This window comes from Mucilaginibacter tolerans, from assembly GCF_030519375.1.
In the GTDB taxonomy this organism is placed as follows: Bacteria; Bacteroidota; Bacteroidia; order Sphingobacteriales; family Sphingobacteriaceae; genus Mucilaginibacter.
The window spans coordinates 180,166-200,627 of record NZ_JAUMKB010000001.1 but is presented as its reverse complement, the minus strand read 5'-3'; the positions used below and the strand labels follow the sequence as shown (position 1 = coordinate 200,627).

Annotated in this window: 21 protein-coding genes and 1 tRNA gene; 9 read left to right on the top strand and 13 right to left on the bottom strand. The window is 41.7% G+C overall.

Annotation, left to right across the window (positions count from 1 at the left end; all coding sequences use genetic code 11):
- Positions 1 to 14: 14 nt before the first annotated feature.
- The 7 genes from Q3A68_RS01090 to Q3A68_RS01060 all read right to left on the bottom strand — a co-directional run bounded on the left by Q3A68_RS01090 (position 15) and on the right by Q3A68_RS01060 (position 8,606).
- Positions 15 to 1,334 carry an O-antigen ligase family protein gene (locus Q3A68_RS01090; protein ID WP_302899146.1) on the bottom strand — a complete coding sequence of 440 codons (1,320 nt, stop codon included), beginning with the start codon at positions 1,332 to 1,334 and terminating at the stop codon, positions 15 to 17.
- Positions 1,306 to 2,442, bottom strand: coding sequence for a DUF1972 domain-containing protein (locus tag Q3A68_RS01085; RefSeq protein ID WP_302899145.1), 1,137 nt, complete (start codon positions 2,440 to 2,442; stop codon positions 1,306 to 1,308). The genes Q3A68_RS01090 and Q3A68_RS01085 overlap by 29 nt, the downstream gene beginning before the upstream one ends.
- The gene (locus Q3A68_RS01080; protein WP_302899144.1) at positions 2,378 to 3,514 is read right to left on the bottom strand and encodes a glycosyltransferase family 4 protein; all 1,137 of its coding nucleotides are present in this window, start codon (positions 3,512 to 3,514) and stop codon (positions 2,378 to 2,380) included. The genes Q3A68_RS01085 and Q3A68_RS01080 overlap by 65 nt, the downstream gene beginning before the upstream one ends.
- A gap of 8 nt (positions 3,515 to 3,522) precedes the next feature.
- A complete protein-coding gene (locus Q3A68_RS01075) occupies positions 3,523 to 4,485 on the bottom strand; it encodes a glycosyltransferase (protein WP_302899143.1) in 963 nt (320 codons plus the stop codon).
- Positions 4,475 to 6,184: a hypothetical protein gene (locus Q3A68_RS01070; RefSeq protein ID WP_302899142.1), complete on the bottom strand. Its 1,710-nt coding sequence runs from the start codon at positions 6,182 to 6,184 to the stop codon at positions 4,475 to 4,477. Before Q3A68_RS01070 ends, Q3A68_RS01075 begins: the two co-directional genes overlap by 11 nt.
- A 184-nt stretch (positions 6,185 to 6,368) precedes the next feature.
- Positions 6,369 to 7,778, bottom strand: coding sequence for an oligosaccharide flippase family protein (locus tag Q3A68_RS01065; protein WP_302899141.1), 1,410 nt, complete (start codon positions 7,776 to 7,778; stop codon positions 6,369 to 6,371).
- A gap of 27 nt (positions 7,779 to 7,805) precedes the next feature.
- Positions 7,806 to 8,606, bottom strand: coding sequence for a glycosyltransferase family 2 protein (locus Q3A68_RS01060; protein ID WP_302899140.1), 801 nt, complete (start codon positions 8,604 to 8,606; stop codon positions 7,806 to 7,808).
- Between the two features lie 256 nt (positions 8,607 to 8,862).
- Between Q3A68_RS01060 and Q3A68_RS01055 the strand changes: the two genes are divergently transcribed.
- Genes Q3A68_RS01055 through Q3A68_RS01035 form a run of 5 tightly spaced genes read left to right on the top strand, consistent with a single transcriptional unit; the run spans position 8,863 to position 12,942 of the window.
- Positions 8,863 to 9,498: an RNA polymerase sigma factor gene (locus tag Q3A68_RS01055; RefSeq protein WP_302899139.1), complete on the top strand. Its 636-nt coding sequence runs from the start codon at positions 8,863 to 8,865 to the stop codon at positions 9,496 to 9,498.
- A gap of 6 nt (positions 9,499 to 9,504) precedes the next feature.
- Positions 9,505 to 10,974 (top strand): hypothetical protein, encoded by a 1,470-nt coding sequence (locus tag Q3A68_RS01050; protein ID WP_302899138.1) that lies wholly within the window; start codon positions 9,505 to 9,507, stop codon positions 10,972 to 10,974.
- Between the two features lies 1 nt (position 10,975).
- Positions 10,976 to 11,536, top strand: coding sequence for a YceI family protein (locus Q3A68_RS01045; protein ID WP_302899137.1), 561 nt, complete (start codon positions 10,976 to 10,978; stop codon positions 11,534 to 11,536).
- 11 nt (positions 11,537 to 11,547) lie between these two features.
- Positions 11,548 to 12,489, top strand: coding sequence for a DUF5777 family beta-barrel protein (locus Q3A68_RS01040; protein WP_302899136.1), 942 nt, complete (start codon positions 11,548 to 11,550; stop codon positions 12,487 to 12,489).
- Between the two features lie 3 nt (positions 12,490 to 12,492).
- The gene (locus Q3A68_RS01035; RefSeq protein ID WP_302899135.1) at positions 12,493 to 12,942 is read left to right on the top strand and encodes a QcrA and Rieske domain-containing protein; all 450 of its coding nucleotides are present in this window, start codon (positions 12,493 to 12,495) and stop codon (positions 12,940 to 12,942) included.
- A 70-nt stretch (positions 12,943 to 13,012) separates the two neighbouring features.
- On the opposite strand, the gene Q3A68_RS01030 is transcribed toward Q3A68_RS01035, so the two are convergent.
- Positions 13,013 to 14,095 carry a substrate-binding domain-containing protein gene (locus Q3A68_RS01030; RefSeq protein WP_302899134.1) on the bottom strand — a complete coding sequence of 361 codons (1,083 nt, stop codon included), beginning with the start codon at positions 14,093 to 14,095 and terminating at the stop codon, positions 13,013 to 13,015.
- A 111-nt stretch (positions 14,096 to 14,206) separates the two neighbouring features.
- On the opposite strand from Q3A68_RS01030, the gene Q3A68_RS01025 reads away from it, so the two are divergent.
- Entirely contained in the window at positions 14,207 to 14,602 is a 396-nt protein-coding gene (locus Q3A68_RS01025) for an iron chaperone (protein WP_302899133.1), read from the top strand.
- Between the two features lie 43 nt (positions 14,603 to 14,645).
- On the opposite strand, the gene Q3A68_RS01020 is transcribed toward Q3A68_RS01025, so the two are convergent.
- From Q3A68_RS01020 to Q3A68_RS01010, 3 genes are all read right to left on the bottom strand, one after another.
- Positions 14,646 to 15,176: an OmpA family protein gene (locus Q3A68_RS01020; protein ID WP_302899132.1), complete on the bottom strand. Its 531-nt coding sequence runs from the start codon at positions 15,174 to 15,176 to the stop codon at positions 14,646 to 14,648.
- 132 nt (positions 15,177 to 15,308) lie between these two features.
- Positions 15,309 to 15,938: a hypothetical protein gene (locus Q3A68_RS01015; protein WP_302899131.1), complete on the bottom strand. Its 630-nt coding sequence runs from the start codon at positions 15,936 to 15,938 to the stop codon at positions 15,309 to 15,311.
- Positions 15,939 to 16,021: 83 nt separating this feature from the next.
- On the bottom strand, positions 16,022 to 16,555 hold the full coding sequence (locus Q3A68_RS01010) for a hypothetical protein (protein WP_302899130.1): 534 nt from the start codon (positions 16,553 to 16,555) through the stop codon (positions 16,022 to 16,024).
- A gap of 210 nt (positions 16,556 to 16,765) precedes the next feature.
- On the opposite strand from Q3A68_RS01010, the gene Q3A68_RS01005 reads away from it, so the two are divergent.
- On the top strand, positions 16,766 to 17,320 hold the full coding sequence (locus Q3A68_RS01005) for a hypothetical protein (RefSeq protein ID WP_302899129.1): 555 nt from the start codon (positions 16,766 to 16,768) through the stop codon (positions 17,318 to 17,320).
- A 58-nt stretch (positions 17,321 to 17,378) separates the two neighbouring features.
- Here Q3A68_RS01005 and Q3A68_RS01000 read toward each other — a convergent pair whose 3' ends face one another.
- On the bottom strand, positions 17,379 to 18,062 hold the full coding sequence (locus Q3A68_RS01000) for an FEKKY domain-containing protein (protein ID WP_302899128.1): 684 nt from the start codon (positions 18,060 to 18,062) through the stop codon (positions 17,379 to 17,381).
- Positions 18,063 to 18,179: 117 nt separating this feature from the next.
- Positions 18,180 to 19,016, bottom strand: coding sequence for a hypothetical protein (locus Q3A68_RS00995; RefSeq protein WP_302899127.1), 837 nt, complete (start codon positions 19,014 to 19,016; stop codon positions 18,180 to 18,182).
- Positions 19,017 to 19,327: 311 nt separating this feature from the next.
- Here Q3A68_RS00995 and Q3A68_RS00990 point away from each other — a divergent pair.
- Positions 19,328 to 19,399: transfer RNA gene (locus Q3A68_RS00990), tRNA-Gln, on the top strand.
- Positions 19,400 to 19,506: 107 nt separating this feature from the next.
- On the top strand, positions 19,507 to 20,133 hold the full coding sequence (locus Q3A68_RS00985; protein WP_302899126.1) for a hypothetical protein: 627 nt from the start codon (positions 19,507 to 19,509) through the stop codon (positions 20,131 to 20,133).
- Positions 20,134 to 20,462: the final 329 nt, after the last annotated feature.

The window sequence follows — 20,462 nt, the reverse complement described above, 5'->3', positions numbered from 1 at the left end:
GGGTCAATTTGTATTTATAGTAATGACGACTCAATCGTCTGATTGGTTGCCGCTTTTCTTAAAAATTTATGTCCTCTTATATGTATATTGATGTTCTCCGGTTGTTCCGAAACAAAAACAAAATAGCTCAGTAAGATGCTGTAAAACATCACACCCTTATCTGCATCTAACACATTTTCGGATAGCGAGACTATAGCGATCAGGATCATAAAAGAGAAGAAGACAATGTCCCTTTTTTTAATGGCACACCTAAAGCCGTAAACAAGAGTAATGCTATAAATGCCTAGTCCCCATATCCCCGTTTTGATCAGGAAACTTAAATATTGATTGTGTGAATTCAGTCTGTTCAGGTACGAGCTGTAAAACTTCTTTGCGAAATATTGCTCCTGCAATAACTGAATTTCAGAACCGGTGCCATAACCGATTACCGGGGATTTACGGATCAGGTTTGTAGCAATTTTCCATCGCTCCAGGCGGGGCTCAACAGTTTGCCCGGCAAATTTTGGTGAAAGATCTTCTTTTAACTCATTCAGGTAACGGGTACGTAAGGCATTTGAGTTAAGTATCCCGATCAATATGATACACGACAACCCGCCCGATACCAGCAAATACCATCCCCGTCTTTTTCCTTGTAATAAAAGCCATGGAATAGCAAAATTGATCACCAGGAATAATGCTGCAAAAATGGACTTAGAACTGAGCTGAATAATTCCCGCGGTGAGGACTAAAGAACAGAAAAGGTAGAGCAGGGTAGTTGAAGTGCTGAGCCGTTCGTCCACTAATCGTGATAGTATATAGATAAGTGCGACTGCAATTTGCAGCGATAAAAACGTGGCATGCATATCTATCGGCTCAGAAAAATTATGATTGGTAAATGCCGGTGATAAAATCGACGACAAAGGCAATTGATAATGCCTGATAGTAGTCAATGCGTCAAAATACAGGTAGCCTATTGTTGCAGTGCATCCTAAAGAGAAAAGCAATAGTAGATTTTGCCGGTATTTTTTCAGATCGAGCGGATTAAAGCAAAATATTAAAGGTGTCAGCAGAATAGGCAGATCAAGCTCCCATTCTAATAGCGATTGCGGAAAGTTGATGGTATAAATAGTACCTATGAGCGTTAGCCAGAATACTGATTGCAACACCGCTGTCCGTAAGGTGAAAAGTGGTTTTACTGATTCCTTTTTGAACTGGATAATGGTATGAATGGCCAGGCTCGCCAGGATCAAATGGCTATAAAACCGGTCGAAAGGCAGGCTTAACAAAAGCAGCATTACATGGTAATAGCTGACCTTATTGGCCAGATTATCTTTGATAAGAAATAACTCTTTCATGGTTTAGTCGTTCATGACATTCCACAATGAATGCCTCATATTCATTTATGATCTTTTGCCAATTGAACTGAAAGGCAATTTTATGCACGTTGTTTTTTACCATCGCCTTTTCGGTACCGTTACGCTGAACATTTTCAACCAGGTGCCTCACACCATCAGCATCGGAAAAATAAAAGGCATCCGAATGCAATACCGATTTGTTGAATGGATTATCATGCGCTGCGATCAATGCTTCGCTGGCCATAGCTTCAAGCAACGACGGGTTGGTGCCGCCAACGCTGTGCCCGTGAAAGTACAGATACGAGCTATTTTGCATCATCCGCACTTTGGCAGTATCAAAAATAGCCCCTTTGAACTGGATCCGTTCATCGTTTTTAAATCGCTCACGGATATATTGCCCGAAACGGTTGCTGGTATCCCCAAGCACCTTGAAAGTACGGTGCGAGTTGCTGGTATTAAAGCCTTCCAGTATGGTTTCGATATTGTTTTCAGGCTCCATACGGGCCATTAATAAAAAGTAATCTTCTTTTTTTGCTGATACGGTATCTAACTGCTCACGCTCTATCTCACTGATCAGATCGGCTCCATACGGGATATATTCGCTGACGATGTTATATTTCTTCTCCAGGTAATCTTTGATCACCCTTGAGTCGGAAATATAAAAATGACTATGTTTTACGGCCAGTTTTTCGGCGTATTTCAAAAACTGCTGCACTGGTTTGGAGTATTTCGACCGCTTCCATTCCAGCCCGTCCATATTGGTAATGATGGCGCTTTTTTTTGGATAAAGCGTGCCCCACACCGAACTGCTGGTATAGCCCATTAGTAATACTACGTCGAATTTTTTGCGGCGCGCATCCATCAGGCAGTTCAGATCATAAACAAACTGACCTGCGGTGCCTATCAGGTATTCAGGGTCATAACAATGCTGAATGTTCACCCCATTCCAGGTATTGGCTTTATAGGGATGATTGTGCGAGTTGTAAACTGTTACCGAATGGCCTTTTTTTACCAACCCCGCCGACACATACTCCGATATATGCTCAAACCCCCCGTAATAGTTGGGGATTCCCCGCGTTCCCAGTATAGCAATCTTCAAGTTCTTCATAGTTTGTTATTTGTTTATATGCTTTTAAAGTTTCGGTTGCGGCTTGCTGCCAAGTATATTTTCTTAATATCAGGGTGTATAAATTTTCGTCATACGGACTCTCGCTGGCTTTCTTCACTGCTTCAAAAATGCTTTCTGGCTTTCCCGGGTTGCAGTAAAAAGCATGGTTCCCAAAATATTCCTTCGCATCTCCACGATCGGTTATTACAATGTTACAGCCCATTACCGCACCTTCAACAGAGCTTAGCCCGGTAGTCTCAAACCAGCTTGGAAGGATGTGCACTTTGGCTTGCTCGTAATAAGTCAGTAATTCCTTTTGCGGAATATGGTTGATGAAAGTGACGTTGGATGCAGCTATGTTCCGGCATTCGTCATAATAAGGCTTTTGATTCGGTGCGTGCGAGCCGACCAAAACCAATTTAAAACGGGTATTGTTGAGCGCTTTGATCAGGTTCAATTGATTCTTGATACCCTCAATCCGTGCCACGCACAATACCAGGTTAGGGTCTTTTTCGGCCGCCGGATTACGCTTAAATAAATGCTGATCAACACCATTGGGAATAATGGAATGGTTGATCTTACATGGATACGATTTGATGATACGACAATACTCCGATTCGGAGTTGGGCAATACCATCGAGGCACGCTGCAAAACTTCGGTTATGCTTCGGTGCTGCCCTTTCCACAGATATTCCTTGCTGGCCAGGTGGTCCTTGCCCAATACCCAACGAGCAATGGTTTTCAGGTATTCGATACTGTTTGCCGGCAGAAAGCCGAATATGACACCAACGCCTTTGCGGTGATGTTTATCGTATTCAGTGTAATTGCACAGGATGGTAGATACCACGAATGGCTTCCCTGATTTTTTACTGTGATAAAGTATATCAGCCGGTCGTGTCAGGTTGAAGAAATGCAGCAGGTCATAATCCTCATAGTTAATTTCATCCTTTGATAACTTAATCTCTGTCATAATGCCTAACTGCTCGAGGTGACGAGCAGTTTGTACCACCTGCACCGTGTCACCGCCGGGTACATCAAACAGGGTCGATCGTGTTATAAATGCTACTTTCATATCGTTGGTTATAATCTGTTGGGACTTTGCTTATGCAGCCATGCGATAAATGATTCAGGCATATAACTCACTGCGTACAGCAGATAGTTGTCAAACCTTAGTGGTTGAATACTGATGGCTTTGCGCACATGCCGGCGGGCTTCGAGCGGATGATAATTATCAGCCAGGAATTTTTTGCAGCACAATGCATGATAAGCACTTTCTTTTATTTTACTGATATCCTGTTTTTTGATGATTGCCAGTAGTTCGTCTCCTTCTTCTTTGGTAATTGAGCCGCGTGTTGTAGCCGCCCGTTTTAATTTCCGGAAACGCTCGCCCCGCCATTTTTCGTCAATAGTTACCGATGCCGGGTTGAAACGTACTTTGATTAAGGGCTCTCGTAGGTTTTGCATTTTACCCATTTTGGCAAGTGAGGTCCAAAGCAGGTAATCCTCAAAATTGTGCGCATTAGCATTGTAACCGCCGGCCTTAATCACCTCGTGCTTTTTATACATTACCGAAGAGTGGATGAATGGGCAATACACATACATGTTATTCTGAATTTCCTCATTAGAATGGGCAATGCATTTAAAACTGAACAGGTATTCGCCATGTTCCAAAATGTACTCTGCATCGCTGCCTACCAGTACATAATCAGGGTGGTCCTCCAAAAAGTTGAATTGTTTCTCCAGCCGGTCGGGCATGCAAACATCGTCGGCATCAAAGCGGGTAACATAATGGGTATAAGCCAGCCGTAACCCAGTATTAAGCGCTTGCGCTATGCCCTCATGCTCTTTATTCACCAACACAATCCGGGGATCGCTAAAAGAGAGAATCACACTTACGGTATCATCCGTCGATCCGTCATTAACAATAAGTAACTCAAAATCGCTGTGGGTTTGCTGCAATACCGATTCAATCGCCTCACGGATATACTTACCCGCGTTATAGGCAGGCATCAGCACAGTTATTTTCCGACGATCAGTACGCATTTCTTAGTAGTGTTTTAGGTGTATTCTCTTTGATATCGAGCAATAGCAGCAGCTCAAAAAAGATGAGGATGGATAATTGCTCAAACCAGTAGGCTATAAAAAACAGGGACATCACCATCAGCAGGATGGGAAGTCCATAGGTCAGAATTTTATAATGCTTCAGAAAATACCAGATATACCAAATGAAAAAGGCAACGACACCCAACAAGCCGTATTCGCCAAGCAGTTGATCGTAAACCGAATCAGGGCTATTGCTGAGCGAATGCTGACTGGTGTTTTTGCTGAAATAATTGAGATAGACATCGAGGTGGTTTGATAAAAAATCAGGATCGAGATAAACGTATTTCTGAGGGTATCCACCAGCAAAACCCAAACCGCTTACCCGGAATGCCAGTTTTGATGAAAAGTTACCCATGCCATCGCCCACAATTAATTTAAGCGGATGAATCAGCAAAAAATGAAGGGTTTGCATTGTGCATGTAGCTTTCCCCGGCAGATTGGATCGGTAATTTACCTGGGAAGATATAGGCAGGTTGCTTTTATGAGTATCAATGAACGAGAGTAAGCGGCGCTGATAATCATTGGTATCGTCAACGTGCTGATATGGCCGGGTATTAATGTCGGGTTTGGGTAGTATGATACGGCCACCCTGTGTCTTTATCGGAGCAGGTTGGCTGTATTTAACAGTCTGAGCCGCCTTGCCAACAATCACTGGTTTTTGGATACTCGGCTTTTGGGGTACGGCCGCCTGATGATGTACTGCATAATTACTGTCGATATATTTCTGGGCAGTTTTTTGTTTGCGTTGATTTGCGTTCAATGTACTATCCGGCATTAGCGTAATGGGGATATTTGGTTTAGGTGGCGCAGATTTGCGTATTGCATTGAGATGCAGCGTGTTTTTTACCACCTCATGGGCATAGATGTAGTTTTGTGGCGATAGCTTCACCATAAAAACCACCAGGAACATAACGCAGATCGCAATCAGGCTCTTCTGATCGCGTGTGCTTTTGAAAATGAATAGTATTGCAAAGCAAAGCAGTAATATCATATTGGTGAAATTGCTTGCCGTAAGCAGCATCACAGCCATGCACAGCAGAAGCATGCTCACATTCTTTTTAGTCAAAAAATAGATGCATCCAAAGGCATTTAATACTGCATTCGTTGTCGAAGTATCAAAGGTTAACCCACGGATGTAGTCGCCAGTGCTGATAAAATATTTCTGAAATTGTCCCTGGTAGGTGTAGGGGTTGAGGTAGCCGGTTTCCCATATGATGGCAGCGATATTTAGAAACGACAGCGCCGCATTGATAATAAAAAAGGCGACTATGGTACGGTGAATGGTTTCTGTATCGTTGTTATCGACAAACAGCTTTATTTGGTGCATAGCCAGTATACACAGTACCCAAAAACCTATACCTGTTAACAAAACGACATTATAATTGATGTTAAAATAATGGCGACGGATGAGCCAATTAAACAGTGCTATACCGATTGCCATCAGGTAAAAAAGCGGCAGGCGGGGATTTTTAAAGCTAAAACCGAATTTAAAATTGAACTGCAGCAGGTAGATGAGTGCGATGGCCGGCACCTTGATTGCCATCTTTACATTCAGGAACAGTACCAGGAAAAGCAACAGCCTCCAATCGGCCAGCTTACGCAACTTCCTGAAAAATGAAACAACGGTACTGGCGGTCATCGGGTGGTTCCTTTTTAAAAGAATTACGCCCTGTTAAGTGTAACGGTTGCCTGATGAGGGAAGGAAAACAGAATATTTATTCCGTTGTGAATTGTTGCTTTGAATTGCTGTCCGAAGTCAGGGACTTTGAACAGCGAGTTAGCGTAGCGCCGGTGGGGTGAGGCTAGCATATGAAACACGTAAACTACGTCATTCCAAGTATCTTATCCTTGTCTGTTAACCTCACTTGTCTGGTCGCTAATAGCAATACAGCATAAATTAAAACACTTCCAGCTACCGCAATCCAGTTAGTAGTGAACAAGTACTTCGCACCCCAAAAGCTAACACACGCACAAGCGGTACAAATAATACAAGTGTAAAGGGCCCTGCTTAGCTCTTTCAAATCATTCTTATAAATATAAAACGCAGTTTGCGCAATATACCCGGCCAGGTAAGCAAAGGCAGCGCCTTCATTTTTGAAGATGGGGATTAATATTAGATCGCCAATCACATTGACGATCAATGTAATTACAAACGCATGAAAGATCATCTTTAACCGTCCCTTTGCAAAGTTGATGGTCCATAAAAAGTTGGTGAGGTATTGTAAGGGGATACATAACGTCAGCATAAATATGGTGAGCACGTTCACACCGCCATATTTTCCATCGGTAATATGATCTATCACCGGCGCCCAGCAAACATTGATCAATACAATAGTAAAGGCAGCAATCACCATTTCTATCCTCACAAGAAACTTCAGGCGCTCTGTGTCAGGCTGATTACCGTCCTTAAATAAACGCGTAAACCAGGGAATCAGTAGCGGAGCTATTGCCAGCAGCGGCATGGTAGATAATTCAAAAACTTTGTAGGCAAAACTATATTCAGCCAATTTCGCTGCCGATAATGCCAAACCAATAAATATCCAGTCGAACCGCGCTAATGCAGAGGTGATGATGGTTACCCCGAATTGCGGCAACGATTCTTTTATTAAAGCTGTATATCGGTTTTTATTCCATTGGATACTGATAGGGAAAGTTGTGTTTAATGCGAAAAGACAAGTCCCGACGGTCAGTTCCAGTATGTCCCCTCCAATAAATATGATGATCACATTGATTAATGTAATCTGATGCAGACAAGCCAGCGTTATTAAACCAATCGCCCGTACCAAATTCGAAACTATCGAAATGCCTGCCAATAGTTTAAACCGCTCCAAACCAATAGCCGATTGTTTAAATGGCGTCGAAAAATAGATCATCAGTTTGCCTGCACCGATGAATAAGATCACATCATAAGCGCTTAATGAAGTGAACATGAACCGCCCCAAAAATAGCAACAGGTAAAAAGCAAAGCCTGTAATCAATACATGGCATAAATAAACCGGAAGGATATTTTGGGGATTTTCACCGGATGCCAGTTTTCGAACTGCGATCTGATCAATACCAAATGAGAGGATGTTGAATCCAGCCAGCATCAGTGCCAATGCCAGGTTGATCTCACCAAAACTGTCTTTGTCCAGTCCTTTGGAAATAATGTAAAAGATAATGAGCCCCGCTAACTGGTTAATGATAAGCTGTAAGGTATTGGCCGAAAGATTTTTTATAAGAGCTCTTCTCATTATGACGTAAGACTTTCGACTTAGGGCTTAATACTCCACCACCAGATCATCTTTCCTTTTTGTTTCTTCATCATACATATGCCCTGGCTGGTCTTTCAGCAACTGATATTTACGACGGGTATGTTTCGATATCATCCAGGCAATGTTCCATCCGTCTTTACCGTCCAGTATGCCTAAAAATACAATATAGTTTTTAACGAAATGGAACAACGGTGCAATATGCAGCTTAATGAAGGTCGGTTTTTTATTGCTCATCAAATATTTGGCGGCACTTAACCTGGCATATTGATCAGCCTTGCTCATAAACTCCGCTGAATCTTTTGCAGAGTAATGGTGCAAATGGCCCTCCAGTCTTTTTATGATGACGTTTTTTGGCAGTAGCAGCGTTTCATGTACCGGAGATGCCGACCATTTTACTTTGGTTCGGTTAAACAAGCGGATATGGTGGTCGCGGCCCCAGCTGCCAAAGCGTATCAGTTTTTTGCCATAGTATGACCTGAATTTTATATCGTAAACAGTGCAAGGATCATTTAAGGATAACTGATGTATTGCGGTTGCTAGTTCTTTGTCCACTATCTCATCGGCATCAATGCTTAATATCCAGTTATATTTTGCCCGGGCAATGCCTTTGTTTTTGTTAATGCCATAATTATCCCAATGGTCATGGTAAACCCGGCAGCCATATTTTAATGCTATGGCAGCGGTATCGTCTGTACTGCCGTTATCGGCAATAATGATATCATCGGTAATTAATTGGGCCGCACTGATGCAGGAGGCAATCATCTCAGCCTCGTTTTTAGTAATAATAACAACAGAAACAGGAACCATAGATTGATACGCTTGGTAATAATATCACGGCTAAATGGAATGAATGGTTGCCTGATTGCTTAAATTTATGCGGCTGCAGCGCTGCTGCCAGTAAATATTAAAAAAGTATCTTTTAATATTTAAAACAATATATTGATTTTCAATTATTTGTAATTTTAAATACAATTTAATAATAAACGGAGGCAACCTTTCTTGACTGAACAACGTGTTTAGAGTCAGATAAGGTTAAAAATTAATAAAACTAAAGGGTTACCGGATGGGCGAAGAAGAGTTACATCAACTAATCGGGGGCTGTATTAGGAAGGATAGGGGAAGTCAGAAAATGCTGTATAAGGCATTTTACGGCTTTTCTATGGGGATATGCCTGCGCTACGCCAACAACCGCGATGAAGCTGCCGAGGTAATGAATCAGGGGTTCTTCAAAGTCTTCACCCGTATTGATACTTACGATACTACGCGCCCGTTCAAGGCATGGCTGGGTAAAATCATGACAAATGTTTCCATCGATTATTATCGTGCCAATCTGAAAATGGCTTATGCCGATGATCTGGATAAGGCCGAAAATATGACGGATGGTGAACTGCCCGATCGTAAGCTGAACTATGAAGACCTTTTAGCAATGGTACAACGATTGCCGAATGCGTATCGCACGGTATTTAACCTTTATGCTATAGAAGGCTATACGCACGAAGAGATTGGCAAAATGCTGGAAATATCATCCGGCACATCCAAGTCAAATCTGCATAAAGCCAGGCAAAAATTAAAACAAATGATATTGGAGGCTGATAGCAAAGCCAACAATACCAATTATAATAAAGGAATGGATTATTCACCAAGTGTAGCCATTAATAAGGTCGACTTACATAATCTGTTTATCAGGAAAAATATTTAAAACGGGATGAACACCGAAAAGGAAGACAAATTAGACGGTTTATTTAAAAAGGGGCTGGAAGATCCGGTCAACGAAGCAGCATTCCGCGATGCCGATTGGGATGCTATGGAGCAAATGCTTGATAAAAGCAACAAACGCTCTGCTATTGTTTTTTGGCTGCCTATTGCAGGCAGCATTGCAGCAATGTTATTGATATTTTTAGGGTACCTGTTTTTCAAGACCAATGAGACAAAGCCGGAAAAGAAAGATCAGATAGCCGTTAAGCACCCAGTTAAACGCGAAGCTATTGATAAGGCAAAAGGTAATACCGGTACTAGCGGCGAACTTACCCGGCAAGCGGCAGATAGCGGCAAACAGCAAACACAATCTGCCCAATATGCCACCACCACGTCTGCTAAGAAGAGTCGCGCGGAAAGTGGCAAAACGTTCTTTCCCTTATCTTCGGGGAAGGGTCGCCGTAGTACTGGTAATCAAAGCCTGAATACCAATAACCAACAACCTGTTTTAGCTGAGAATATTGCAAATAACAAAGCCGATAAAAAGATATCATCAGACATTCCCGATAATAAAACACCATCAAGTGCGGCCGATGGTAAAACTGGTCAAAAGGCTGATGTTTTAGCAAATAAGGGCAAACCAGCAGACAAGGGTGATAAAACAGCATTAGGTACGGCTGATGATCAATCAAATCAAAAGGTTGACGCTTTAGCGAACAATGGGAACAATGCTGCCAAAGCAGACGACAAAACAGCATTAGGTAACGCCGATGCTAAAGCTGATGCAGGTCAGAAAGCGATAGCTGCCAATACAACCACTAAAACTATTAAACGCCAAACCTTAGGCAGCAGACCGGTATTCGCTTTTAGCGTCCTGGCTTCCTCTGATTTGAATGGTGTAAACTCATCGTTCCAGCAAACAAAAGTTGGCGGTAACTTCGGTGCCATGTTCTCCGCCACTTTCAAAAAGTGGACCATCAGTACCGGTGCTCAGTATGACATTAAACCCTACTTGACAAACTTTAATAACTATCACACCTCGTATAAGTTCACGACAAATCCAAGCAGTGTAAACGCCAATTGCCGTATGCTGGATATACCGCTCAATGTTAATTACCAGGTATACCATCAAAGGGCCAATTCTATTACCATCGGTACTGGTCTGTCGTCATACTTTATGCTACGCGAAGATTACCAGTTTAATTATGGTAGTAGTACTACGGACAACTATGGCTATGGCAGTAGCAACAATGCCGGGCCTTTGCATTATACCGTGATTAACAAAAACAAAAATATCTTAAGTGTACTAAATATTGATGCAACGTATACCCATCAAATCAACTCGAAATTTGGTATAACGGTACAACCGTACACCAAAGTGCCATTATCAGATGTAGGAGCAAGTCAGGTGAGACTTCAATCAACGGGAGTGGCAGTGGGTATAAACTGGAACATCAATACGCCTTCAAAACCAAAATAAAATGAAACATATCTTAATTATTTTACTCGCCTGGGTGACGGTACACCAGGCGGGACAGGATATCTATGTCTGTAAAAATGTTAAAGTTAACCTATTCTCAAGCGCACCGATAGAAGATATCGAGGCTAATACAACCACGGGAGTATCGGTTTATAACCCCGGCACAGGTGAGCTCGAATTCAGCATCCCAATTCGCAGCTTCCATTTTCCGAAAGCATTAATGGAAGAGCACTTTAACGAGAACTATATCGAAAGTGATAAGTTTCCGAAAGCCACCTTTAAAGGCAAGATACAGGAACGTATCGATGTATCTAAAGATGGCACTTATCCGGTAACCGTTACAGGCGATTTTCAGGTTCACGGAGTTACACAACCGCGCACCATTACAGGCAACCTTAAGGTAAGTGGCGGCGTAGTTACTATGACTTCAGAATTTATGGTTAAGTGTGCCGATCACCATATTGATATTCCACAGATTGTGTTTCATCACATAGCGGAGAGTATACGGATCAGAGTGTCCGCAACCTATACAACATTAAAGAACAATAATCCCTCAAAATAACCACTCTTGTCATGAAAAAAATAATGATTGCATTGACATTTATAACCCTCGCCGCCGGACTGAAAGCGCAGCAAACCGATACCACCAAAAAATCGGGTGGGAATCCCTCCTCAACTGATTCATTACTGAATTCCATGAGCCAGGATGATAAGCATCAGAACGTTATCGGCGCATTTAAGGCAACCCGTCTCATCTTATCGCCCACAACCACTACGGTGAAAAGGAACAACTTAAACTTCCTGGTTATACACCGTTTTGGCGATATTGGTACCCCGGCCGGCGGAGGAAGAACTTTAATCGGTCTTGACGCTGTGAGCGACGTTTATATAGGTTTTGAATATGGCCTGTCGGACAATTTGAATATTGATTTTGGGCGGAATACCATAGGGGGGCTGATAGAATTCGGAATGAAGTATGCCGTATTGCATCAAAAAATGGATGATAGCTCGCCAATTGCCATCACCTTTTTGGGTGAGTATGGTGTAAGGCCTTATGGGAGCTTTACCAGCTATGGCGCACGGAATTCTTACTTAGGGCAAGCCATAATTTCACGTAAATTTACATCTGCATTATCGTTGCAGGTATCGCCGGTATATGTATATAGTAATACCGCTATACCGGATATATTAGGAAATGATAAAGGGTTTTTTGCTTTATCCGGAGCATTACGCTACAAAGTAACCAAACATATGAGCCTGTTGGTTGATTATGAACATCCATTCTCCAGCTTTAGAACTAACAATGGATTCCCCGACCCATTAGGCTTTGGTATTGAGGTAGAAACCGGAGGGCATGTGTTTACTTTAAACATCACTAATTCAAGGGCAGTTTCAGAGATCAATTCTCTAAGTAATACGCAGTCAGATTATGGAAGAGGGCAATTCCGCATTGGCTTTACTATATCAAGAATGTTCGATTTTAATCACCATGAAAAATGGAAGGATAATAAATAATTTATGGAGCGTCAGGAATTTTTATCAAAACTTGGAATTGGGCTGGTAGCTGTATGTACCGGCTGTTCATTAGTATCTTGTGGGGGTAAATCAAGTAATCCCGGTCCTTCAACGGGTGGAAACACTCCACCACCTGCTAAGGGTACTGGAAACTTATTCAACGTTGATTTGAGTAGCCAGCTGCCGAATATAGGAGACTCAACTACGCAGGATGGGGTTATTTTAGTGCGAATCGCAGACGGGAATACCGCTGCAGCATTCACGGCTGTACAGGTAGCCTGCACCCATCAGGGTAATAGCATAGGATATAATGCTGGTCAGGGTATATTTATTTGTCCGGCCCATGGCAGCGAGTTTAGTAAAACAGGTGCAGTAGTGCAAGGCCCCGCAGCTTTGCCTTTGCAAAAATATACCGTAACGATCAGCGGAAGTACATTAACCGTTTCAGCATAATATTTTTGTTTGGATTGATTTGTGGAATGGCCGGGTGCTCTTGAGCATCCGGTTTTTTTTATGCGCTCTGTTAATGATCGTTATGAATTAGTTCATCGCTGATATAGTAGGATGCATTTTCTTTAGTCACTATATCGAGCGGAAGATATTTCAGCGCAGAGACTTCTTTTTTAAACACAAGGTGGTTCACTAATTGTTGGATACCCCAATAACCCTGCCCTTTGGGGTTTTGGTTAATCAGGAAACTGATGCCGCCGCTGTTCAGATGATTTATGTTTTCTGGAAGCAGATCATAACCAACCAGTTTGATACGATTTATTTTTCTCTGAGCAAGACAAGCCGCTATTTCATAAGATTTAGATGTAGTGACATAAATACCCCGCAGATACGGCTCACTGTCAATAATCCGGTACAGATGTTCAGCAAATCCTGGCTGATCAGGGTGACTTAACTCTGCTGTGATTATCTTATAAGCTTGCTCAGGATCGTTTTCTTTATAATAGTCGCGTATGCCTTCCTCTTTTTTTGCCAGGTGGGCGGCATTCTTTATTTCCTCATCAATATGAAGTATCAATATGGAGCATGGCTGCGGTTGCCCGTAATGAATAAGTTTACCAGCCAATAAACCGCTCTGGTATGAATCCTGTCCCACATAACTTAATGCCCCCGATTCAGCAATATGGGTATTGAACAGTACGAATGGAATATCCTTATTCTTCCACTCTATAAAGAATGGCAGGGTGTCATGATAAAAAATAGGCGAAAGGAATATACCGTCAGGGCCGGCTTCAGTTATTTTTTTGGCTTGTTCAATAAACGACGATACATCATATGGATTAAAGATGTATTGGTTTACATGTACCCCATATTGTTTTAGGCCGGCTTCAGCCTTTTCGATTCCTTGTTGTGGTTGGCGCCAATAGAAATCACATGCAGGGTCGGGGACAAGTGCTGCAATACGGTATACTTTTTTTGATCCCAACGCCCGGGCAATAAGATTTGGCTGATAGTTTACTTCAGCTAATATGTCCAATACGCGCTTCTCCACATCAGGAGCCACGCGACCGCGATTATGCAGCACACGGTCCACCGTACCGGTAGATACACCCGCCTTTAGGGCAATATCTTTTATTCTTACACTGGCTTTTTTCATAGGCTGCAGGCCCTAAAAATAAATGTTTATTGAGATAAACTATACAACTCCCTGTAAAATAATACCAATAGGTCAGTAAATTTTGATTATTTTAGTTTAAACCAACTTAATATGAGCAAGGCTGAAAAGACAACAAAGCCATACGAGTTCAACGATTATCTTTTAACGCAGCAGCCTGAATTCAGGCTTTGCTTAACTGAGCTGCGCAACATCATCAAATCTATAGCGCCCGGTGCCCAGGAAGTGTTTAGCTATCAGGTGCATTGTTTTAAGCTGATCTACATGCTGGTGGGTATCGGCACAACAAAAGAGTCTTGCAGCCTATACACAATGAGCAGTAAACTTGTTAAACAGATTAAGGAAGAATTGAAAGGCTACAAAATTTCAGGCATGACCTTACATTTTAAGCTGGATGAACCCCTTCCGGTGGATATGATCACCAGGATCGTTTTGCTGCGTATGCAGGAGAATGAGGTAATTGCTATGGGTAAAAAGAAAAATGGGTAAGATAACAGCGTTACCTTACCCATAACTATTTGTCGTTGTTTTTTTACTGCTTTTTAATCTCCACGCGGCGGTTTTTCACCCTTCCTTCCTCGGTCGTATTATCAGCAATCGGGTTGGCTTCACCAAAACCTTTAGTGGTTAGATTAGCTCCGTTTACACCAGTGTTTACAAGGTACGTTTTTACCGAGTTGGCACGGTCGGTTGACAGCTGCATATTATGTTCGTCGGTACCTTCAGCAGATGCATAACCTTTCAGGATAAAAGTGGCTGACGGGTCTTTTTTCATTTCAGCGGCAGCTTTATCCAATGTGGGGTACGATTCTGTTTTTAAGATTCCTGAGTCAAACTCAAACTGGATATTGGTAAAGTTATAATCTGGCGGAGCCGGTGCTGGTGGAGGCGGAGCCGGAGCTGGAGCAGGTGGAGCAGCTTGTTGTACCGGAGCCGGAGCCTCGGTAGGCGGCGGGTTTTCGGCCGTCGGGGCCACTATTTTCTTTTTTGCTTTACATGCCGACATGGAAATGGCGGCAACCATGATGAGGACAAGATAGAAATTAGATTTTAAAAATTTCATGTCTGAAGATGTTGGTTAAAATTGATTAAACGGCTTATGTTAAAGCTTATTGCCGAAGTTAAGTATCACTAAACATTTTCCAACAAATTTCATCAAATAAGGTTTGCTCTTTTATACTTAGAATAGAGCAGCTTAATTCGTATCTGGCGCAGTTTGCAAGTTATCGTCATATCCCTGAACGATCTTATTAATTTTTGGTTGAAGGACCCAGATGCCGATAAAATGAAACCATACCAGGAAAAACTCACCGATGAACTCACTAAATGAGGTTTCCCTTTGCAGTTCAACAGTCTTAATTGTTTTGGCCACAAAGTACAGGCAATAGAAAATGCAGAACATCGAGAAAAGATGTAAGGGGAAAATGATTGCGAATAGACCAAAAAACCAGACAGGCGGCAGGGTGTTGCTTTGCAAAATATCAGAATTGAAGAAAAATCCCATAGAAACCATGATGCAAGTGATATAGACTAAGGGAATAAAAAAGAATATTTTGAACCTGATTATTTTCATCTTAATGGTTGCCGGCACCCACTTTTGAAGCCCTACAGCCACCGACCAAAACCAGCCAAACATTCCACCCATGAAAAATAGCATTATGATCGGGAAAAACTTGAAATAACCGAATATTATTGTCGGATCAGGATTCCGGTTCCCGATGATATGAGAAAAGATAGCTGACATCATTATTATTTGAAACAGAACCGGCAAGCCAAAGGTGATGAGGAATATTTGCCAGTGTTTGGCACGCAAAAAAATATTCATTTTAATGTGATTTTGGTTAAAGGGTAAATTTAGTTTTCAGCTAAGATAATCCTTTAACCAACATCTGCAACATAATAACTAGGCTACTTTTTTACCGGCGGGGCAAACCTGCGCATCTTCTCATCGTATATCCTGATCTTACCATCCTTTATCAATACATCATCTACGTAATATATGGAGTCCTTTTTGCCATTCTTGCCGGTCATCTTTTCAGTATACCACAGCGTAACCCAGGTATCTTTTTTGTCCGGATAATAAGTAGTCATCCACGAATCAAAGTCTTTGGAGACTGAGGTTGATGCTGAACGCATCTCTGTTATCATTTTAATCAGGCTGTCCTTACTCCCTTTAAAATAAAACTGGTCGGCAATAAATTCGGCGGTATCGGCAAAGGCTTCGGCACATCCTTTTATATCACCATCTACATATTTCTTCAGGCAATTGAGTACCAGCAGTGCATTCTTCTCATCGCCAGCTTGCCACTTGATGGAATATTTCGGTGTAAAAGGGTAATTGAGCTTAGCAGTGGAATCGGAACTTGTATTATCTGTGGCCGATTTGCTTTTGCAGCCGAACATAACGGCGCATAAGGCTAACACAACGAGTATTTGTTTCATGATTTTTGATTTTAGGTTGATCAATACCTTGAATAAAATTAGGTTTCAATTAAAAAAGTATTGCTGGTGGAATGGTATCTAAACTGCCAATTAAATGTGTTAAAATTGGATATTCCTGATGAATTAATATCCAATTAATATTTTGAATATCAAAATGTTATGGTAGATTTATTTAGCCAATTATAACATAAACTCTTTAAACCCATTACAATGAAAAAAGTATTGTATTTATTTGCAACGATTGCATTGTTTGCATCCTGCAAAGGCGGAACGTCAACTGACGGTACCGCTGCTAAAACCGATAGCGCTGCCAGGAAGGATTCGCTGCCGATGCCTTACAAGGCATCCTATTCGTCTTCATTTGCAATTTCTGATAATGCAAAAAATGAGCAGTTGGTACTGCAATCGTACAAAGACTGGGAAGATAATACATTAAAAAACGGATCGGCTTATCTTGGTGATACGGTAACCATGGATTTTGCAAATGGGAAACACTTAACGGTTCCGCGTGATGGTATTATTAAAGAATGGCAAAATTTCAGGGACAGCCTGAGCAGTGTGAAGTTGAATATAGTGGCTGTGACTAATTTACATAGCACCGATAAAAATTCCGATTGGGTGGGTGTTTGGTATGTAGAAACTGATACTTATAAAACAGGCAAGGTGGATTCAGCCTTTTACCAGGACGACAATAATGTCAAAAATGGCAAAATGGTTTACATCAGCTCAAAGCGCCGACCTTTACGCCCTTTAAAGAAAATGTAGAACTACATTAAATAACAGCAAAGGAGCCCGCATTTTCGGGCTCCTTTTGTTAGCGGTACTAGCGCTTCAACCCAATAACATCGTCTCTCGCATCTTTCCGCCATGATTTACCGAATTTCTTATCCAGAAATGCAAAAACAGCTTTGTTGTAAGCCATGCTGCATTTAATATCCGGCGGCGTGTCGCCAAAATCGTGATATTTTACGGTATATTTCTTTTCAAAATGATCCTCTTTAGGCGAGGACACCGGAGCAATTCCACCCGAAAGCAATAGCATTGGTTTGCCGGCTTTTATGTCTTTCCGGGCCTTTGTTGCACCAAAATTGCAAACTGATATATTCACAATTAGTACATTCTCCGACTGTTTGGGGACGCTAAATGGCGTATCGATACCAATAGCACTATTTACAAGCCTGTACCTGCCTTTAGCAAGTCCTTTGATCTTGAAAAGCCCCAGACTGTCTGTTTCCCACCGCGATATAACCTTGCTATGTGCATCTAATACAGCCAGATGGGTAAACTTTAACATTGGTCCGTTGCTCATGGCGCCCCTTATACTATAAGTAGATAGGGCGGTTGTTGTTGGAGCTGTTACAGTTGATGGAGGTGTTGTTGTTTTGGGGGGGGGAACTGTTTTAGGCGTTGGTTTTGTTTGTCCGTTAACTTTAACAGGAGCAAAGTGACAAAGGAACAAGATCAACGCGATCAACCCCGTTTTAAACGGATAGGATTTGACTGTCATAGGAGCTAAAATTACTATTCAAGGTAGTGCCGTTTACTTTTCATAATTGAAACGCTGGTTCATCTGTCATTGTTTGCAGACGAACTAAATTCCCTGAATAAATAATCGTAAACCTATTTACGACGGAAATATAAGCAACGGAATAAGGACATTGGATGGTATGGTGTAAGGTGCGTTTTGGCCCACCAGTTCGTTAAAATGGAACTTATTGTTCACCAGTACCAGCAGATCGTTATTCATGCCGTTTACCAGTACATCAATCGCGCGGGGAATGTCTCTTTCCCGGATATTGCTAAAATAAACGTGCTCCTGGTTTGACCGCGTTAGTAAAGTATCAGCGAAAACGGTGCGGGCATAGCCATCTTCCATAAAAGGCAGTCCTTTTGCTGATATATTGGCTATCAATATGCTGGCATTTAAAGGTTTGGCCAACTGGCTCAGGAAAGATACAATTTCGCGCCTGCAGAAACGCAGATCTGTTGCGTAAACTATCTTTTCAAATGCCTTGTAGGTAAACTTTTCCGGAATCAGTAAAACAGGGCACCCTGATTTGGTAGAGCAGCTCAGGGCCTCGGCCTCAATGTGCAGCAGGTCGCTCTCATCCCCGGCTATTCCTCTTACCAGCATCCCGATATCGTACCGGTTCACGATAGATAATACGTGGTTAATGGCATAATCAGTCCCCTCAATAAATTTTACAACCGGGAGTAGACCGGTTTCCCAGTTGAGTTTTGATTCCAGCTTCATTATCCAGCTGGTTTTGTCCGTGGTAACTTCCGTTTCTTCCTCGTTGGCGTGGGCTACAGCGAGCTCCTTTGCCACAGGGTTTTCAAGCTTGTCAAACGTGTTCCAAACGTAAAGGTTCGTGTTGGTCTTTCCGGCTAGGAGTAAGGCGAGTTCAGCAGCGTGCTCAGCCTCCGGAGAAAAATCGTTGAATATCAAAATGTTTTTCATAGTACTTTGATTACAAGAAATTACCGGGGAATTATAAAGATAAACAAAGCTAATTAAATGGCAAGAGGAAATGCTTTTTTTTTAATTATTATTTCATTAATTTTTTATCAACAATTACTATCGGCAACCGGGCATTGCCCCCTTTGTTTTGTAATTTCCTCTTGATTTTGTATCATTGCCTTATCAATTCGGCAACATTGCAATGATTTTCAAAAAGGGGATAAAAACCCCATAGAAAACTTAGCTTTGATAACTAATGGATTGATACCCTTTCAAAACACTAAGGGGTTGCTTTATATATCTTCTTATATTTTCCTGTGGTGTAACGGTTAGCACCTCTGACTCTGACTCAGAAGATCGTGGTTCGAATCCATGCAGGAAAACTTTTTTTATCTCACGCTCAGATTCTTACAGCCCTGCTCCTTTTTTTTGTTGGCCGAAATCTTTTGGTATTGTATCTTGTAATGGTTTAACCTAAACAGTATCCAAAATGAAAACAACAAAAAACCTGCTCTTAGCACTAAGTATTTTTACTCTCGGTAGTTGTGCCTCCAGTTACCAAACAATTAATCCCAACACTTTAACCTATCTCTCTGGTAGCAGCGATAAGTCCGTTAATGTAGATTATAAGTATAATTTATTAAATGGCCGTTATGCAAAAAGAGAAGCCAAAAGCACTATTAAATTAGTTGCTGTGAAAATTAGCAATAACAGCGGCCGCGACCTCACTTTCGGAAAAGACATCAAATTGGTGTACGGAAATGGCAATGAAGTCGTTTTAGCTGATAATGCAAAGGTTTTTGATGAGACCAAACAACATCCGGCCATTTATTTGCTTTATCTTTTACTGACGCCAGCCAAATTGACTACGACGTCTACTAACGGGCAAACGAGCTCGGTACCTTTGGGGTATGCAGTAGGCCCCGGTCTTTCCATAGGCAATATGGCCGTTGCCGGTTCAGCAAACGGCAAATACAAAGAGGAATTGATGAAATATGACATCAATGGCACTGTTGTTAAAAATAACACAACCGTTTATGGGTTGGTAGGTATCAATTCGGCAAGCTTTGAAGGGATAAAAGTAAAAGTGACGGACCAGGCTGTTGCTAAGAACTAAATTGAATTTTCTGCTGAAATGAAGGCCGGGTTTTTACAAAGCGCGGCCTTTTTTTATGCATAGCTATATAGGGTTAATAACACTAAGGCTGGACCTGCAACAAATAAAAATTGATCTTCTTTTGGAATGATAGGAGTTTGTTGCAAATATGGATGGTCTGTAAAAGTTAGGGTAATAATGAATCAATTATGTAAGGAATTTAACGCCAGATGGGCATTAGAATAAATGGCCCGTTGTGCGTAAATTATAAAATAGGTTTTTCCTAATGGTTAATTTCAAGAGACCAAAAGTCTGACAATGAAAATCCCCACCGGATACCGGCGGGGATT

Coding starts and splice junctions, on each gene's coding strand:
- Q3A68_RS01090 (WP_302899146.1), bottom strand. CDS start 1,334: ATGAAAGAGTTATTTCTTATCAAAGATAATCTGGCCAATAAGGTCAGC.
- Q3A68_RS01085 (WP_302899145.1), bottom strand. CDS start 2,442: ATGAAGAACTTGAAGATTGCTATACTGGGAACGCGGGGAATCCCCAAC.
- Q3A68_RS01080 (WP_302899144.1), bottom strand. CDS start 3,514: ATGAAAGTAGCATTTATAACACGATCGACCCTGTTTGATGTACCCGGC.
- Q3A68_RS01075 (WP_302899143.1), bottom strand. CDS start 4,485: ATGCGTACTGATCGTCGGAAAATAACTGTGCTGATGCCTGCCTATAAC.
- Q3A68_RS01070 (WP_302899142.1), bottom strand. CDS start 6,184: ATGACCGCCAGTACCGTTGTTTCATTTTTCAGGAAGTTGCGTAAGCTG.
- Q3A68_RS01065 (WP_302899141.1), bottom strand. CDS start 7,778: ATGAGAAGAGCTCTTATAAAAAATCTTTCGGCCAATACCTTACAGCTT.
- Q3A68_RS01060 (WP_302899140.1), bottom strand. CDS start 8,606: ATGGTTCCTGTTTCTGTTGTTATTATTACTAAAAACGAGGCTGAGATG.
- Q3A68_RS01055 (WP_302899139.1), top strand. CDS start 8,863: ATGGGCGAAGAAGAGTTACATCAACTAATCGGGGGCTGTATTAGGAAG.
- Q3A68_RS01050 (WP_302899138.1), top strand. CDS start 9,505: ATGAACACCGAAAAGGAAGACAAATTAGACGGTTTATTTAAAAAGGGG.
- Q3A68_RS01045 (WP_302899137.1), top strand. CDS start 10,976: ATGAAACATATCTTAATTATTTTACTCGCCTGGGTGACGGTACACCAG.
- Q3A68_RS01040 (WP_302899136.1), top strand. CDS start 11,548: ATGAAAAAAATAATGATTGCATTGACATTTATAACCCTCGCCGCCGGA.
- Q3A68_RS01035 (WP_302899135.1), top strand. CDS start 12,493: ATGGAGCGTCAGGAATTTTTATCAAAACTTGGAATTGGGCTGGTAGCT.
- Q3A68_RS01030 (WP_302899134.1), bottom strand. CDS start 14,095: ATGAAAAAAGCCAGTGTAAGAATAAAAGATATTGCCCTAAAGGCGGGT.
- Q3A68_RS01025 (WP_302899133.1), top strand. CDS start 14,207: ATGAGCAAGGCTGAAAAGACAACAAAGCCATACGAGTTCAACGATTAT.
- Q3A68_RS01020 (WP_302899132.1), bottom strand. CDS start 15,176: ATGAAATTTTTAAAATCTAATTTCTATCTTGTCCTCATCATGGTTGCC.
- Q3A68_RS01015 (WP_302899131.1), bottom strand. CDS start 15,938: ATGAATATTTTTTTGCGTGCCAAACACTGGCAAATATTCCTCATCACC.
- Q3A68_RS01010 (WP_302899130.1), bottom strand. CDS start 16,555: ATGAAACAAATACTCGTTGTGTTAGCCTTATGCGCCGTTATGTTCGGC.
- Q3A68_RS01005 (WP_302899129.1), top strand. CDS start 16,766: ATGAAAAAAGTATTGTATTTATTTGCAACGATTGCATTGTTTGCATCC.
- Q3A68_RS01000 (WP_302899128.1), bottom strand. CDS start 18,062: ATGACAGTCAAATCCTATCCGTTTAAAACGGGGTTGATCGCGTTGATC.
- Q3A68_RS00995 (WP_302899127.1), bottom strand. CDS start 19,016: ATGAAAAACATTTTGATATTCAACGATTTTTCTCCGGAGGCTGAGCAC.
- Q3A68_RS00985 (WP_302899126.1), top strand. CDS start 19,507: ATGAAAACAACAAAAAACCTGCTCTTAGCACTAAGTATTTTTACTCTC.